Source organism: Anaerolineae bacterium, from assembly GCA_013178165.1.
Taxonomy (GTDB): domain Bacteria; phylum Chloroflexota; class Anaerolineae; order Aggregatilineales; family Ch27; genus Ch27.
Map to the genome: position 1 here is coordinate 1 of JABLXG010000025.1, position 14338 is coordinate 14338.

A 14338-nucleotide genomic window follows, 5' to 3' on the forward strand; every position below is an offset into this window, starting at 1 on the left:
AATGAAGTCGCGTGTCATTTTGAGAGAAAATACACATGCGATTTGGTGCTTAGATGGGCAACCTTCAACCGGCATCTGAATTTCAACCGCGAAAGATACACTACCGGACTTTGCAACAGCCGTGCCAGCTGCCCATCTGCGCTTGACATGCCTTCCCCGGCCATGTACACTCCAGGGCGCTGGTAAAACACAACGGAGTCACCCATGGACGGCAGGCTGATGATCAGAATGGCTGGTGGCGCTTTTCCAGCCTGATGTTGCGCCTGCACGCCCTTAGCAATGCTACGAGCAAATTCTTAAGGCTGTGGGCGCATGTCCCGCAGCTTTTTGCTTTTTTGCCCGGCGGAGCGTAACGCCGGGAACGCTTATCCCAGCACACTGATGACGGTCTGTTCAGCGGCCCCGCAGGTCGCTGGAAGCTGAAGGTAAACACCATCATGGCCCTGGTAACCCTGACTAACGTCACCAAGAGTTTTGGCGCCAGCGATATCTTCACCGATGTCAGCGCCAGCATCCCCCACGGTGCGCGTATCGCCCTGGTCGGCGCCAATGGCGTCGGCAAGACCACCCTGCTCAACCTGATCGTCGGCCTGGACACGCCCACCAGCGGCACAATCACGCGGGCCAGCGGCCTGCGCATCGGCTTCCTGCCCCAGCGTCCGGAGCTGGCCGGCGATCATGCGCTCTATGAGGAGATGTTGCGCGTCTTTAGTCCGCTACGTGACATGGAAGCCCGCCTGGCCGAACTGGAACACGAGATGGTTGGCAGGCCGGACGATGACGAACTCATCGCAGCCTATGGCGCGCTGCAGCAACGCTATGAACAGGCCGGCGGCTTTGAGTACGAACACCGCATCCGGATGGTGCTGACCGGCCTGGGCTTTACCCCGGACGAATACGCGCGTCCGCTGACCAGGCTCTCCGGCGGGGAGCGCACCCGCGCCCTGCTGGGCCGCCTGCTGCTGGAAACGCCTGATCTGCTCGTCCTGGACGAGCCGACCAACCACCTGGACATTGACGCGGTGGAATGGCTGGAGGGCTTTCTCAAGTCCTTCGCTGGAGCGGTGCTGGCCGTCAGTCATGACCGCTATTTTATGGACCGCGTGGTCACTACCATCTGGGAGATGGCCTTTGGCCGGATGGAGGTCTACCGCGGCAATTACAGCCACTACGTCACCCAGCGCGAGGAACGCCACGAACGGCTACGCCGGGAATACGAAGCCCAGCAGGCTTTCATCGAGAAGGAACTGGACTACATCCGCCGCAACCTGGGCAAGCAGAACACCAGCCAGGCCCGCGGCAAAATCCGCAAGCTGGAAACGATGGTGCTGGGCAAGTCAAAAGGCGACCTCAACCGCCTGGAGGCCGCCCTGCGCGGCGAGTTGCCTGCCCGTGGCGGGCGGTTGTTGAGCGCGGCGCAGCACGAGAAACACATGCACATGCGCCTGGAGGCGGCCATCCGCAGCGGGGACAAGGTGCTGATGACCTACAACCTGGGCGTTGGCTACCCGGATGGCGACCTGCTCTTCACCGTGCCGGATATCACCCTCTACCGGGGCGAGATCGCCGCCCTCATCGGCCCCAATGGGGTAGGGAAGACCACGCTGCTCAAAACGTTGCTGGGCAAGCTGGCTCCCAAACAGGGCAGCGCCCGGCTGGGGGCGGGCGTGCAGATCGGCTACTTCGCCCAGGCCCACGAGGAACTCAACCCTGCCAACACGGTCATCGACGAACTGCTGAGCGTCCGCCATATGCCGCAGAGCCAGGCCCGCAATTACCTGGCAACATACCTGTTCACCGGCGAGGATGTCTTCCGTTCGGTCAACACGCTCTCCGGTGGGGAGCGCGGGCGGCTGGCCCTGGCCAAGCTGGCTCTCAGCGGGGCTAATTTCCTGCTGCTGGACGAGCCAACCAACCATCTGGATATCGCCAGCCAGGAGATTCTGGAAGAAGTGCTGGATCGCTTCAACGGCACGATCCTGATGGTCAGCCACGATCGCTATTTGATCGATCGCCTGGCGACGCAGATCTGGGATGCCCGCCCCGGCGAGTTGATTGTCTTCAAAGGCCCCTATGCCGAATATCTGGTTGTGCGGGACGGTCGTAGCGCCGAAGGCGAACCGCCCCAGCCCGCTGCCCCGGCAGAGCGTACGGCGATCACCGCCCCCAAACGATCCAGAGCGCCAAAGCCCCCGGCGGATGATGAGCGCGCTGGGCGTTCGCCCAGGCTCTCCCCCTATCAACGCGCCCGGCTCACCACCGAACTGGAGCGCCGCATCGAGGCGCTGGAGGTGCGGCTGGTCGATCTCAGCGGCGCAATCGGGGAGGCCAGCGCCGCCGGGGATGCGGCCCGCGTCCACGACCTGGGGCAGGATTACGCCCGCGCCGAGCAGGAGCTGGAAGCCGCCCTGGCCGAATGGGAGGCACTGATGGTGGAGGATTGATGGCGGCGGCATTGCCACAGCAGTGACCGGGGCACTTCCGCCGCGAAAGGGGGGAAACTCTGCATGAACCGGGCTGAGTATGAGGCGTTTACAGCGGCGCTGGTGCGCACCCTGGGCGCCGATTCCCGTGTGCTGGGTTTGATTGCTGCCGGATCGATGGCCGCCACCGACCACGCCCCGGATGAGTATTCCGACCATGACTTCTGGATCGTAACCACGCCGGGCGCGCAGGAGCACTTCCGTACCACCTTCGACTGGCTGCCCGACCACGAGCAGATCGTCCTGGTCTTCCGGGAGACGGCGCACGGCCTCAAAGTGCTTTACCGCTTCGGCCACCTGGTGGAATACGCTGTGTTTGCGCCGGACGAACTGGCAGTCACCCGCCTGAACAGCTACCGCGTCCTGATCGACCGCGCCCGGATCGCGGCCCGCGCCGGGGAGATCGCAGCCCGCCCGGCAGCCGAGCATGCCAGGCGGCAGGCTGACCCGGCCTATCACTTCGGCCAGTTCCTGACCAACCTGTGGGTGGGAATCGGGCGACACCGGCGGGGGGAACGCCTGAGCGGGCACCGGTTTGTGCGCGGCGAGGCCGTCACCCATCTGCTGACGTTGATCGCAGCGCTGGTTCCCGCCGACCGGCCCGGCGTGCTAGACAGCATCGATCCGGCCCGCCGCTTTGAGCAGGCTTACCCGGCCCCGGCGGCGGAGATCAACGCTGCGCTGCTACTGGAAACGCCGCAGGCCGCCGCCGCACTGCTGGCGCTGGCCGAGCGGTTGCTGCGCGACCGCCTGCCGGATTACCCGGTGGAAGCCGTGGCGGTGGTGCGGCGGCTGGCCCTGTCCACGCCCGACGCTGGCGGGTTACAATAGGCGGGCCTGGACCAACATTGCGAAGGGGAAACGCCCATGAAGTCTGATCTCGATCAGCTGATGGCAAAGCGGGGCCTGGACGCCCTGATCATTCTCGGTGGGGAGATGCCCAACCCGCACCGGGCCTACATCACTAACGGCCACGAAGCCAGTGCGCTGGTCTTCAAGAAGCGCGGCGAGCCAGCCGTGATGATCACCAATACCCTGGAGATCGAAAACGCCCGCCAGAGCGGCCTGCCGGTTTATAACTACAACGACTTCAACATCCACGAGCTATGGGCGCAATATCCCGATGACGCCGACATGCGCACGGTCAGGAGCTTTGAGCGCTACTTTGAGCGGCTGGGCATCACCGGCGGGCGGATCGGCGTCTACGGCTTCGGCGATATCGGCGCCAGCTGGGAGATGCTCAAGCTGCTCAGCGAGCACTTCCCGGCCATGACCTTCGTTGGCGAGCGGGAAGATACACTCTTTGACGAAGCCGTGACGACCAAAGACGCCGTCGAGATCAAACTTCTCAAGGATGTCGCCCGCCGCACCAACCTGGTCATGCAGGCGGCCTGGGACTTCATTGCCGGGCATCGTGCTCAGGGTGGCGTCGTCATCAGGGCGGATGGTACGCCGCTGACGATCGGAGACGTCAAGCGTTTCGTCCGGCTTAAGCTGCTGGAACATGGGCTGGAAGACCCGGAAGGCATGATCTTCGCCCAGGGGCGTGACGGCGGCTTCCCCCACAGCCATGGCAACGACGAAGAACCGCTCTACCTGGGCCGGGCGATTGTCTTCGACCTGTTCCCGCGCGACATGCAGAGCGGCTACTACCACGACATGACGCGCACCTGGAGCATCGGCTATGCTACGCCGGAAGTGCAGAAGGCTTACGACGAGGTGATGACCGCCTTCAACGCGGTGATGAGCCAGATCAAAGTCGGGGAGCGCACCAAGCGTTATCAGGAGATCGCGCTGGACGTGCTGGAGGAGTTCGGCCACCCCACCGGTCGCAGCGATCCAGGTTCAACGGTCGGTTACATCCACAGCCTGGGGCATGGCCTGGGGCTGCAGATTCACGAACGTCCGGGCTTCACCCACCTCCGCAACCGGGATGTAGTGCAGGTTGGTAACGTCTTCACGGTGGAGCCGGGCGTATACTATCCGGATCGCGGCTTTGGCATCCGCGTGGAAGATACCGTCTACATCGATGAGCAGGGCGTGGCTCACAGCCTGACGTCAATGCACAAGGAACTGGTGTTGCCGCTGAAGGGCTAACGCCGGAGGAGATCCCCCCAGACGAGAGACCGGCCCGGATCGCCGTGGATGGCAGGCGCCAGCCGGGCGGATCCGGGCCTGTTGATGCTGGCGGGAAAGGGGTCTGTTCAGGGCGTCGCCTGTGCCCGGCGTGCTTCCCAGTCCGGGCGGATCAGGCCGAAAACCAGCGTATCGCGCAGTTCGCCGCCGGGGGTGCGGGTGTCGCGGCGCAGGCAGCCCTCCAGCGTAAAGCCGCAGCGTTCGGCGACCGCCCGGCTGCGCCTGTTGAGAGCGTCGCAGCGGATCTCCAGGCGTTCAGCACGGAGCGTGACAAAAGCGAAATCGGTGATGGCCCGCACAGCCTCGCTGATGTAGCCCTTGCCTTCCTCGTCAGCACGCACCCAGTAACCGATCTCAAAGCGCGGTACGTCCCAGTCCGGGTCATGCAGGCCACTGCCACCGATCCAGCGCCCGTCTGCCTTGCGGATCAGCATCATCCAGAAGTCCTCGCGGCGCGTCCAGCGGGCGATACCCTCGCGCACCAGAGCCTCGTATTCCTCCGGAGAAGCCACGCGCTGCGCCCAGGGCATCCACGGTTGCAGGTGGGTCTGTGAGTCGCGGACAGCTTCAGCCAGGGGCGGGCCATCGCCGGGACGCGGGGCGCGGATGATCAGGCGCTCGGTTTCGATCTGGTCAGGGAAATCAAGCAGAATCGGCTTCGTGGCCGGGGTCATGCCAGGTCCTCCTGTGGAGAAGAAAGCGTATCAGCGGCTCGGGGATCATGACTTCCCCCGCCGGGCGGCCAGCGCATCCTCCAGCAGGGCCTGCACGACCTGCGGCTGACCCTGACCGCGCAGGGCACGCATCACCTGGCCCATCAGGAATTTGGCCAGCTTCTCCTGCCCGGCCAGGTAAGCCGCCACCTCGTCCGGGTGGGCGTCCAGCACCTGCTCGATGGTCGCCCGGATCGGCGTTTCGTCCGTGATCTGGGCCAGCCCGTGGGCGGCTACGATCTGCGCCGGGTCGCCGCCCTCTGCGTAGAGGATGTCCAGCACCCGCTTGGCGGTGTTCAGGTTGATCGTCCTGGCGTTGACCAGCGCCAGCAACCCGGCCAGCGCCCCCGGCGTCACCCGGATCTGGTCGATGGCCTCGCGGGGCAGCGACTCGGCGTTCATCAGGCGGAAGATCTCGCCCAGGACAAAGTTGGCCGCCTGCTTGGGTTCAGCCCCGGCGGCCAGCGCCGCCTCGTAATAATCGGCCACGGCGCGGTCGGCCACCAGTGCGGCGGCGTCCTCGCGGCTCAGGCCCAGATCGGCCATGAAGCGGTCGCGCCGGGCGTCCGGCAGTTCCGGCAGACGGGCGCGGGTGGCTTCCACCTGCTCCCGGCTCATCACCACGATCGGCAGGTCCGGCTCCGGGAAGTAACGGTAGTCACTGGCGCTTTCCTTGACGCGCTGGATAATGATCCGGCCCGCCACATCATCCCAGCCCAGGGTGGCCTGTTTGACTCCTTCGCCGCTTTCCCATAGCCTGATCTGGCGTTCGACCTCTTTTTCGATGGCGCGAACCATGCTGCGAATGCTGTTGAGATTCTTGATCTCGGTACGGGTGCGCAGCTCGTCCGACCCGACCGGCCGCACGCTGACGTTGGCCTCAAAGCGCAGCACGCCTTTGGACATATCGCCGTGGTTGACGCCCAGATACTGCAGGATGGCCCGCAGCTTGCGGGCGTAGGCTTCGGCTTCCGCCGCGCTGTGAATATCCGGCGCGGAAACGATCTCCAGCAGCGGCACCCCAGCCCGGTTGAGATCAACCAGGCTGTGGCCATCCCCGGTATGGGTCAGCTTGCCGGTATCCTCTTCCAGATGGGCGCGGATGATCCCGATCCGCTTTGCCCCGCCGCCCGGCAGGTCAACGTCCAGGTGGCCGTTCACAGCCAGCGGATGCTCGTACTGGCTGATCTGGTAGCCCTTGGGCAGGTCGGGATAGAAGTAGTTCTTACGGGCGAACTGGCTGAACGGCGGGATCTCGCAGTCCAGGGCCAGGCCGACCAGCAGGGCCATCTCCACTGCCCGCGCGTTGATGACCGGCAGGACGCCAGGCATCCCCAGGCAGACCGGGCAGGTGACGGTATTGGGCGGAGCCTGGGTGCTATCCACGACGGCGCAACCGCAGAACATCTTGCTGCGGGTCAGCAGTTCGGCGTGGACTTCCAGGCCGATGACGGGTTCGTAGCGGGTCATGGCGGGTATCTCGCTCAGGCGCAGGTTGGACGCTCACATTCAAGGCGCCGATTGTACCACGACCGGGCTGCCGGGGCAGCGCCGGGAAGCGCCGGGAGATCGAGAGGGCCGGGAAGCCGGGCGATTCCCCGGCCTCCCGGCCTGTTCTCTGCGCTCTATGTGTAGCAGGAAGCCGCGCCGCTGCTACGCCGCCGGGCCAGTCTGTGGCGTTGACGCCCGGGGCGCCGATTCGGGCTGCCCGGCTTCCGCTGGCGGCTCCTCTGGCGGCGCGGGCTTGAGCGGCAGCAGTACGTCAAAGGTGCTGCCCTTGCCGATCTCGCTCTGCAGACGAATCTCCCCGCCCATCATCTGGACCAGATGGCGGGTGATGGCCAGCCCCAGACCGGTGCCGCTTTCCTGGGAGTTGCGCACTTCCTGGCGGAACTCCTCAAAGATGGTCTTGAAGTTCTCCTCGCGGATGCCGCGCCCGGTATCGGCCACGCGGATACGCCAGAGCGTCTTACTCAGCCGGTCGATGGTCACTTCAACCGAGCCTTTGTCGGTGAACTTGATGCCGTTGTGGGCCAGGTTGATGGCGATCTGGCTGAGCCGCTTTTCATCCCCCACGATCTGCGTCGGCATATCCGGGGCCAGGGTGACCGTAAAGCGCAGCCCTTTTTCCTGGGCGCCGGAAGCCAGGGTAGTATGCAGGATGTCTACCAGCCGGTGCAGCGGAAACGGCTCTTCCACGATCACCATCTCCCCCGCTTCGATCTTGGAGATGTCCAGGATGTCATCGATCAGGGATTTGAGCCGCTTGGCGCTGAGCAGCACATGTTCCATGCTGGCGCGCATTTTCTCAGTCAGGGGGCCATAAGCCCCGCGCAGGGCCAGGTCAGTGAAGACGATGATCGCGCTCAACGGTGTGCGCAACTCATGGCTGGTGCGGGCGGTGAATTGCGACTTAAGCTTGCTGGCTTCTTCCAGCTGGCGGTTAGCCTGCACCAGGTCGTAGGTGGCTTCGTCCAGGGCGTGACGCAGATCGCTGGTCCCCAGCTGGCTGAGGACCCCCACAAAGAAGATGGTCAGGATCATGATGACCATCATGCTGATCGAGCCAACAGGCTCCGGCAGCGGGGCCGGGCTAACCCACCCCTGGGTCAGGGCCAGCTGCGTCCCAACCCACAGGATGGAGGCAATCGCGGCGCTCACGTAGCTTTCCCGCGGCCCCAGCATCATCCCGGCTATCACCACGATAGCGATATAAACTGGCCCGACCACCATGCTCAACCCTTCGATGAGCAGGGAATTGATGGCCAGGATGAGCATGATCAGGGGCAAGAGCAGGTAGCCGCCAAGAGCAGGATTACCCCGGCGGGCCAGTTCACGAGCGCTCAGGCTGATGGGGATGATGAACATGCACAGCACCAGCGTGAGCAGGACCCGTGTGTCGTAGCGGTCCAGCAGCATGAGGGCATACAGCGCCAGCACCGGAATGATGAACAGAGCCATGCCCCAGCTGATATCCATCACCAGGCGCTGCCGCCGGGTATGCTCCAGCCGCTTGTACGGCGACAGTGTGTTGAACAAGTCCCTTGCCATATCACCCTTGGGTCACAGAGGACCCCCCTCAGGCCCGTTGCCGGGCTAAGTTCACTTGGGCTTGCGGACGCGGTAGGTTCCCACTGGCGAGGCCAGTTCCACCGCCAGGCCGTGTTCCGCAAACCACCGCCGGAAATCCTCCCGCCAGAACATGCCGTGGCAGTTTTCGTTCGTACGGAAGACCAGGTCAAAGTACGGGTTAGCCTCCGGCTTGAAGGCCTGCGCTCCGAAGATCAGGCCGCCCGGCTTGACCACCCGCACCAGCTCGCTGATGGCCTGGCGCGGATCGGGGGTCCAGTGCAACATCCAGAAAGTCATGGCCGACTCAAAACTGTTGTCCTCAAAGGGCAGGCGCGTGGCGCTGGCCTCCAGGAATTCCGGGCGGTTTTCGTCGGTGACCGGTGGGTGATGTGGATCGATCTCCTTCAGGTAGCCGGGGAAGCTCTGCTGGGCCAGCTCGATAATGCCGGGGACAGGATCGACGCCGACGATGCGCACCTTGCCGCCCAGCCGCAGCCAGATTTCGGCGGTTTCCCGCCCGCTGCCACAGCCCACCTCCAGCAGCCTGCCGCCGCTATGCAGCCAGCGCAGATCGTCCGCCGTCAGGAAATCAAAGACGGCCTTACGCATGGACTGGTACAGCCGCTGGCCCAGGGTCTTATCCAGTTTGGTCAGGAACTGGCGGCCATCTTTTTCAAAGCTTTCCAGCAGGATGACCGGCTCCTGGCGCATGCGGGGCAGGATGTTCACCGTCATGCCCTCGGCCATGTGAGAAAAGCCTTTGACCGTGCCCGATGTGCGGGCCATGATGGCGTTGATGTCCGGCATTTCCACTGCCGGGTTGCGGCGGAAGAGACCATCCTCATGAATCAGCATGTTCTCTTTGTCGGTGGAAAGGATTTCCAGCCACTCGCGGGTATAGTCGATGTCGGCGAAGCCAAATTCCGCCAGAATCTGACCGTAAGTGCGCGGTTCTTTCAGGTACTCAAACAGGCCTGCATCATCAAAAACTTTCAGGGCATAATAACGAAATATCTTGTCGGCCTGCCGTCCGAGCCGCATCACTGACCCGACATTCCTCAGGATGCGCCAGTATACCCGCGCCGTTCTGATGAACAACATGGTTCGCCTGCCTTTCTGCCTGCTGGCTCAATGATCGTCCTGTAGATAGGGTTTCAGGAACGAAACAAACCGGTCGATGTCAATCGGCTTGGTGAAATAGTCGTCACAGCCGGCCTCCAGGGCGCGCTCCCGATCCCCGACCATGGCATGGGCGGTCAGGGCCAGGATGGGCGTATTCCGGAACCGGCTGTCCTTCTTGAGCGAGCGGACGACCTCCCAGCCGCTCAGTTTGGGCAGGGAGAGATCCATCAGGATGATGTCGGGCTGGTGCTGGTAAGTCATGGTGATGGCTTCGTGCCCATCGCGGGCAAAGAGCAGGTCGTGCTGATCCAGAATCAGCTCCAGAATCTGGGTCACTACCAGCAGGTTGGTCTGTTCATCTTCGACGATCAGGATGCGCTTGGACATCAAGGCCTCCCCGGCAAAACCTGGTCAGCGCAGGAACAAAGCAACAACCAGGTCACACTCGCAGCCCCCAGGCTGTGATAGCCAGGGAGGCGCTGCCTGTCGGGCAACAAGAACAGGTGTGGAGTTCTGCAAGCAGGGGTTACACAAGGCCGGCCATCAGAACACCAACACCTTAAATATAGAATAAATTTCGACAAACAGGCAAGCAGTCTGTCAACCAGGGTGCATTCCAAATTTGGGGCAGGGTCAAGCCGCCACAACCCAGAGGTCATCGAAGTCGTGGCTCAAGCCAAGCCAAACGCAGCACGAGTATCTGCTCAACACGGGGGGATCAGGGCATTCTCGGACCGGCCAGGCGAGTATTGTTTCCAATTGCCCATCCCTCCTCAGTGTTCCGCCAGCTTCTTGCTTTTTTGCCCCCAATCTGGAATGCACCCGTCAACCAGTCAACCACAGCCAATGTGAAGATAGAACCAAGCAAACCTTGTTGACTGATCGAAATTCCAGCAAGCAAAACGTGAATTTTTCGTTAATTTTCTACCGCAGGACAATTTTTCCACAACAAAATGTGTTATCATGCTTGTCAGGCATCATTGCCCTTCCGTGACTTGACCCTGAGACCAAGGAGCTGGCCCATGTTCTTCCTTAACTTTTTGCGCGATCTGCGTCGCTACCTGGCTTTTCTGTAAAGGCCTGCTTCTCTCAGCCTTCCTTACGCGGGCCTTCTCCTGAAACATGAGCAGTTTTGCCATCCCTGCTCACCCCCCCCGGAGCGCCACGCCCTCCCCAGACGTGGCGCTCACCTTGCCGGGCTTCGGCAGGGATGATCAGGCCCATTGCGTAAAACATCCCCATGAACTGACAGGACAAGGGGCTTAAACCCCTTGTCTGAGCACTCCTTTTACGGATATGAGGTTCTTAGCCCTTCAAGCCGGGGTAATCCAGCAGCATCACTTCCAGCGCCAGGCGCACATTGACGTTGCGGCTGAGGTCATCTAGCGCCAGCCGGGTGGCGCGCAGGGCGGTTTGCGCCTGCTCCAGCGAAAAATCACGGGCGTACTGGTTGAGTAAAGCCCGCCGGTCGCGGTTAACCGGAGCCACGCGGCTATGCGTCAGGACCAGGATCACGTCCCGCCAGAACAGTTGCCACAGGATCAGCGTTTCGCGCAGGGCAGCGCGGTTGCGCGGCTGGGCCATTGCCTCCGCCCGCGCAAAACGATCGATGCGGCTCTCCGTCAGGATACGAGCCAGGTCATCCAGGGCCAGGTCGCGGGAGGCCAGCGCCTCAGGATCAGTCAGGGCGCGCACGGCCCAGCCCGGTCGCCCACCGGAAAGCTGGGCCAGCAGCGCCGCCTGTTCCGGGTTGGCCCCCCAGCGGGCGGTCAGCGCCGCTTCCACCTGACGCACCGGCACAGGCCGCAGGCGCAGTATCTGGCAGCGGCTGAGGATGGTGCGCGGCAGCAGGTTGACGTTTTCCGCCGTCAGCACCAGCACCACATACGACGGCGGCTCTTCCAGCGTCTTGAGCAGGGCGTCAGCGGCCTGCGGGCGCGCCTCGTGAAAACGCCGCAGGATGCCCACCCGGTAGCGGCCCTCATAAGGTCGCAGCGCCAGCATATGCATCAACTCGCGCACCTGCTCGATCTTGAGCGTCCCACCGACTTCTTCGGCTTCGATCAGGCTGACATCCGGGTGGTTGCCAGCGGCGATTTTGCGGCAGGCCAGGCACCGGCCACAGGGACGGGCGTTCTCGTCGTCGTGGAGGCAGTTCAGGCGGGCGGCAAAGGCGTGGGCCAGCGTCGTCTTGCCGATCCCGGCTGGCCCGACAAACAGGTAGGCGTGGCGAACACGACCATGGCGCAGCCCCCTGGCCAGATGCTCAACCGCCCACTGGTGGCCGATGATGCCCCAGTTGGCGGCGGCAGAATCTACCGGATTCGGCGCTGGTGATGGATCGGGCATAGCGCGGCTCTCAACGATCGGTCAGCAGGGCGCAACGGTTCTGGCTGGATTGTAGCGCCGGCGCACAAGCCTGACCAGCACCGTACGTACCCCACAAGAGGCCGGGAAATCGCCAGGAGTGTGCCGCCTCCTACAGGCGGAAGGTCCACGTATCCGCGCCGTAGACATCGGTTACCAGCGCCACCGCCCGCGCCTCTTCCGCCGCGGTCGGCCCTTCCGGCGGGCCAAAGAGCAGCCCGAAGCGCTCTGCAAAGGCGTCGCGCAGGGCGTCCGCGGCTTCCTCCCAGCTCACCCGGCGGCCCAGCGCCCGCTCCAGCGTGGTGGCCCGCACCGCCACCCGCGCCCGCACGCGCTCGCGCTCGGCTTCGTCAGGGAAGGCCAGCGCGTCACAGATGCGGGTGATATCTCCCCACAGTGGCAGGGCGCCATGCTGCAGCACGCCTTCAAAGCGCCGCACCTGGGCGCTGCCGATCAGCTTGCTGCCGTTGGCAGTGATCTCGTAATCGGAAGGCACCTCAAAGCACACCGGCCCGCCGGGGCGCGTCGCCGACCGCTCTAGCCGCCGGTCGGCCTGGGCCTGCAAGCCCAGCCGGGCCAGCCCGTCAAGCAGGGCAGCGCTCAGACGGTGGTAACTGGCGACCACATCGCCCTGCACCAGCGGATGGTTTTTCGGCAGGGTCACGCTATAGGTGATCTCATCGGTGTGCAGGATAGCCCGCCCGCCGGTTGGCCGGCGGACCAGCCCCCAGCCGCGTTCCTGCAGGCGCGCCAGGTCAACATCGGCGCTGGGCTGGGCCTGTCCCAGGGACAGGCATGGCGGAGTCCACGCAAAGAAGCGCAGCGTAGGCGGCGCATTCCCCGCGCCGACCTGTTCCAGAATAGCCTGGTCAAGCGCCATGTTGTACGCGCCGGTACATGGCGGCGTGACCAGCAAACGCCAGTGTTCACGGGCAACAGTCATCGTTCTTGCTTCACTCCGGCTGTGCGGCGCACATCGTGCGGGCGCAAACGCGCTGGCAATTGTAGCGCGTCTACGGTAGAACTACAGTCCGCTCTCGCCTGAGCACAGGCTTGGGCGGCGGGCCGCCCAGGAGTAAAATGAGGGCGTCCGACCGCTTACAGGTGATACCGCATGGACGAACGATTCCCGGCAAGCTCAGAACAGGACCCCCAGTCCACCGTGCCGCACCTGCCGCGCATCCCGGCAGATGACGAAGACGCCGCCCTGACCCGGCCCGCCGGACTGCCGCCGGTTATCCCCTACCCGCGCCAGCAGCCGGTCGCCGGGGCAGCGCCGTTGCGTCCCCCCCTGCTGGAATCCCGGCCTGCCGGCCCGCCGGAAGTGGCGTACCGGCGGCGAACACGGCCCCGCCGGCGACGCGGCAATGAGTGGGCCTGGCTGGTGGTGGCCATGGCCATGATCGGTGTGACGCTGGTCACCAGCCTGAGCATCTTCATGATCCTGCGCAGCAGCCGGGCAGACGCTTTTGTTGAGGATGAGGGCATGGTCGCGGCGTCGGCCACCTCGGTCGTCATCCTGCCTACCGCCGTGCCGAACTTTGCCATCAGTTCAGACGCTGGGGCCGAACAGCCAACCCTGGATCCGGCCAACCTGGGGATCGAACCCTGGAACGGCACGGAACGCTTTACCATCCTGTTGATGGGCTGGGACCGGCGGCCCGGCGACCCCCCCGACGCCGCCTACCGCACCGACACCATGATGCTGGCCAGCCTGGACCCGACGACGGGGCGCATCGGCGTGCTGAGCATCCCCCGTGACCTGTACGTCAACATCCCCGGCTATAACCAGCTGCAGCGCGTTAATTCCGCCTATGTGCTGGGCGAGTTGCGCCAGCCGGGTTACGGCCCCCGCCTGGCTATGGAAACGGTGCAGTACAACCTGGGGATGCGCGTCCATGATTACCTGATTGTGGACTTCAACGCCTTCATCACTGTGATTGACGCCATCGGCGGCATCGACGTGACCGTGGAGACCACCATCAACGATCCCCAGTATCCCGATATGTTCTACGGCTATGATCCATTCTACCTGCCAGCCGGTCAGCACCACCTGGACGGCGCGACCGCGCTCAAGTACGCCCGTACCCGGCATGGCTCTAACGATTTCCGCCGGGCGGAGCGCCAGCAGCAGGTGTTGTTCGCCATCCGCGACCGGGTGCTACAGGTGGGCAATCTGCCGCAGCTTGTCGTCGCCGCTCCGACGATCTGGGCCAGCATCCGCGATGGTGTGCGCACCGGCCTGACCTTTGATCAGTTGCTCCGGCTGGCCTGGTACGCCAAGGATATCCCCCCGGAAAATATCCGTACCGGTGTGATCGACGAGCATTACATTAGCTTCTACACCACGCCAGACGGCCAGTCGGTGGTGATCCCTAACCGCTACGCGCTTGGCCCGCTGATGGTCGAGGTCTTCGGCGAGAACTATAACCAGTAGCCGGTGAC

Annotated in this window: 11 protein-coding genes; 4 read left to right on the top strand and 7 right to left on the bottom strand. The window is 63.8% G+C overall.

Features of this window, described 5'->3' with window-relative positions; translation table 11 throughout:
- Nucleotides 1–437 precede the first annotated feature (437 nt).
- The 3 genes from HPY64_13830 to HPY64_13840 all read left to right on the top strand — a co-directional run bounded on the left by HPY64_13830 (nucleotide 438) and on the right by HPY64_13840 (nucleotide 4580).
- Nucleotides 438–2444, top strand: coding sequence for an ABC-F family ATP-binding cassette domain-containing protein (locus tag HPY64_13830; protein NPV68215.1), 2007 nt, complete (start codon nucleotides 438–440; stop codon nucleotides 2442–2444).
- Between the two features lie 63 nt (nucleotides 2445–2507).
- Nucleotides 2508–3314: a hypothetical protein gene (locus HPY64_13835; GenBank protein ID NPV68216.1), complete on the top strand. Its 807-nt coding sequence runs from the start codon at nucleotides 2508–2510 to the stop codon at nucleotides 3312–3314.
- A gap of 36 nt (nucleotides 3315–3350) precedes the next feature.
- Nucleotides 3351–4580 carry an aminopeptidase P family protein gene (locus HPY64_13840; protein ID NPV68217.1) on the top strand — a complete coding sequence of 410 codons (1230 nt, stop codon included), beginning with the start codon at nucleotides 3351–3353 and terminating at the stop codon, nucleotides 4578–4580.
- Between the two features lie 107 nt (nucleotides 4581–4687).
- Here the strand turns inward: HPY64_13840 and HPY64_13845 are convergent, their stop codons facing one another.
- From HPY64_13845 to HPY64_13875, 7 genes are all read right to left on the bottom strand, one after another.
- Nucleotides 4688–5293, bottom strand: coding sequence for a GNAT family N-acetyltransferase (locus tag HPY64_13845; GenBank protein NPV68218.1), 606 nt, complete (start codon nucleotides 5291–5293; stop codon nucleotides 4688–4690).
- Between the two features lie 45 nt (nucleotides 5294–5338).
- The gene (gene gatB / locus HPY64_13850) at nucleotides 5339–6802 is read right to left on the bottom strand and encodes an Asp-tRNA(Asn)/Glu-tRNA(Gln) amidotransferase subunit GatB (protein NPV68219.1); all 1464 of its coding nucleotides are present in this window, start codon (nucleotides 6800–6802) and stop codon (nucleotides 5339–5341) included.
- 183 nt (nucleotides 6803–6985) lie between these two features.
- The gene (locus HPY64_13855; protein ID NPV68220.1) at nucleotides 6986–8383 is read right to left on the bottom strand and encodes a hypothetical protein; all 1398 of its coding nucleotides are present in this window, start codon (nucleotides 8381–8383) and stop codon (nucleotides 6986–6988) included.
- Nucleotides 8384–8434: 51 nt separating this feature from the next.
- Nucleotides 8435–9505 carry a class I SAM-dependent methyltransferase gene (locus HPY64_13860; protein NPV68221.1) on the bottom strand — a complete coding sequence of 357 codons (1071 nt, stop codon included), beginning with the start codon at nucleotides 9503–9505 and terminating at the stop codon, nucleotides 8435–8437.
- Between the two features lie 27 nt (nucleotides 9506–9532).
- Complete coding sequence (locus tag HPY64_13865; GenBank protein ID NPV68222.1) at nucleotides 9533–9913, bottom strand: response regulator; 381 nt, start codon at nucleotides 9911–9913, stop codon at nucleotides 9533–9535.
- A 918-nt stretch (nucleotides 9914–10831) separates the two neighbouring features.
- Complete coding sequence (gene holB / locus HPY64_13870) at nucleotides 10832–11875, bottom strand: DNA polymerase III subunit delta' (protein NPV68223.1); 1044 nt, start codon at nucleotides 11873–11875, stop codon at nucleotides 10832–10834.
- Nucleotides 11876–12005: 130 nt separating this feature from the next.
- Complete coding sequence (locus HPY64_13875; protein ID NPV68224.1) at nucleotides 12006–12836, bottom strand: lipoate--protein ligase family protein; 831 nt, start codon at nucleotides 12834–12836, stop codon at nucleotides 12006–12008.
- Nucleotides 12837–13007: 171 nt separating this feature from the next.
- Here HPY64_13875 and HPY64_13880 point away from each other — a divergent pair, with 171 nt between their 5' ends.
- Entirely contained in the window at nucleotides 13008–14330 is a 1323-nt protein-coding gene (locus HPY64_13880) for an LCP family protein (GenBank protein ID NPV68225.1), read from the top strand.
- The last annotated feature ends 8 nt before the right edge of the window (nucleotides 14331–14338 follow it).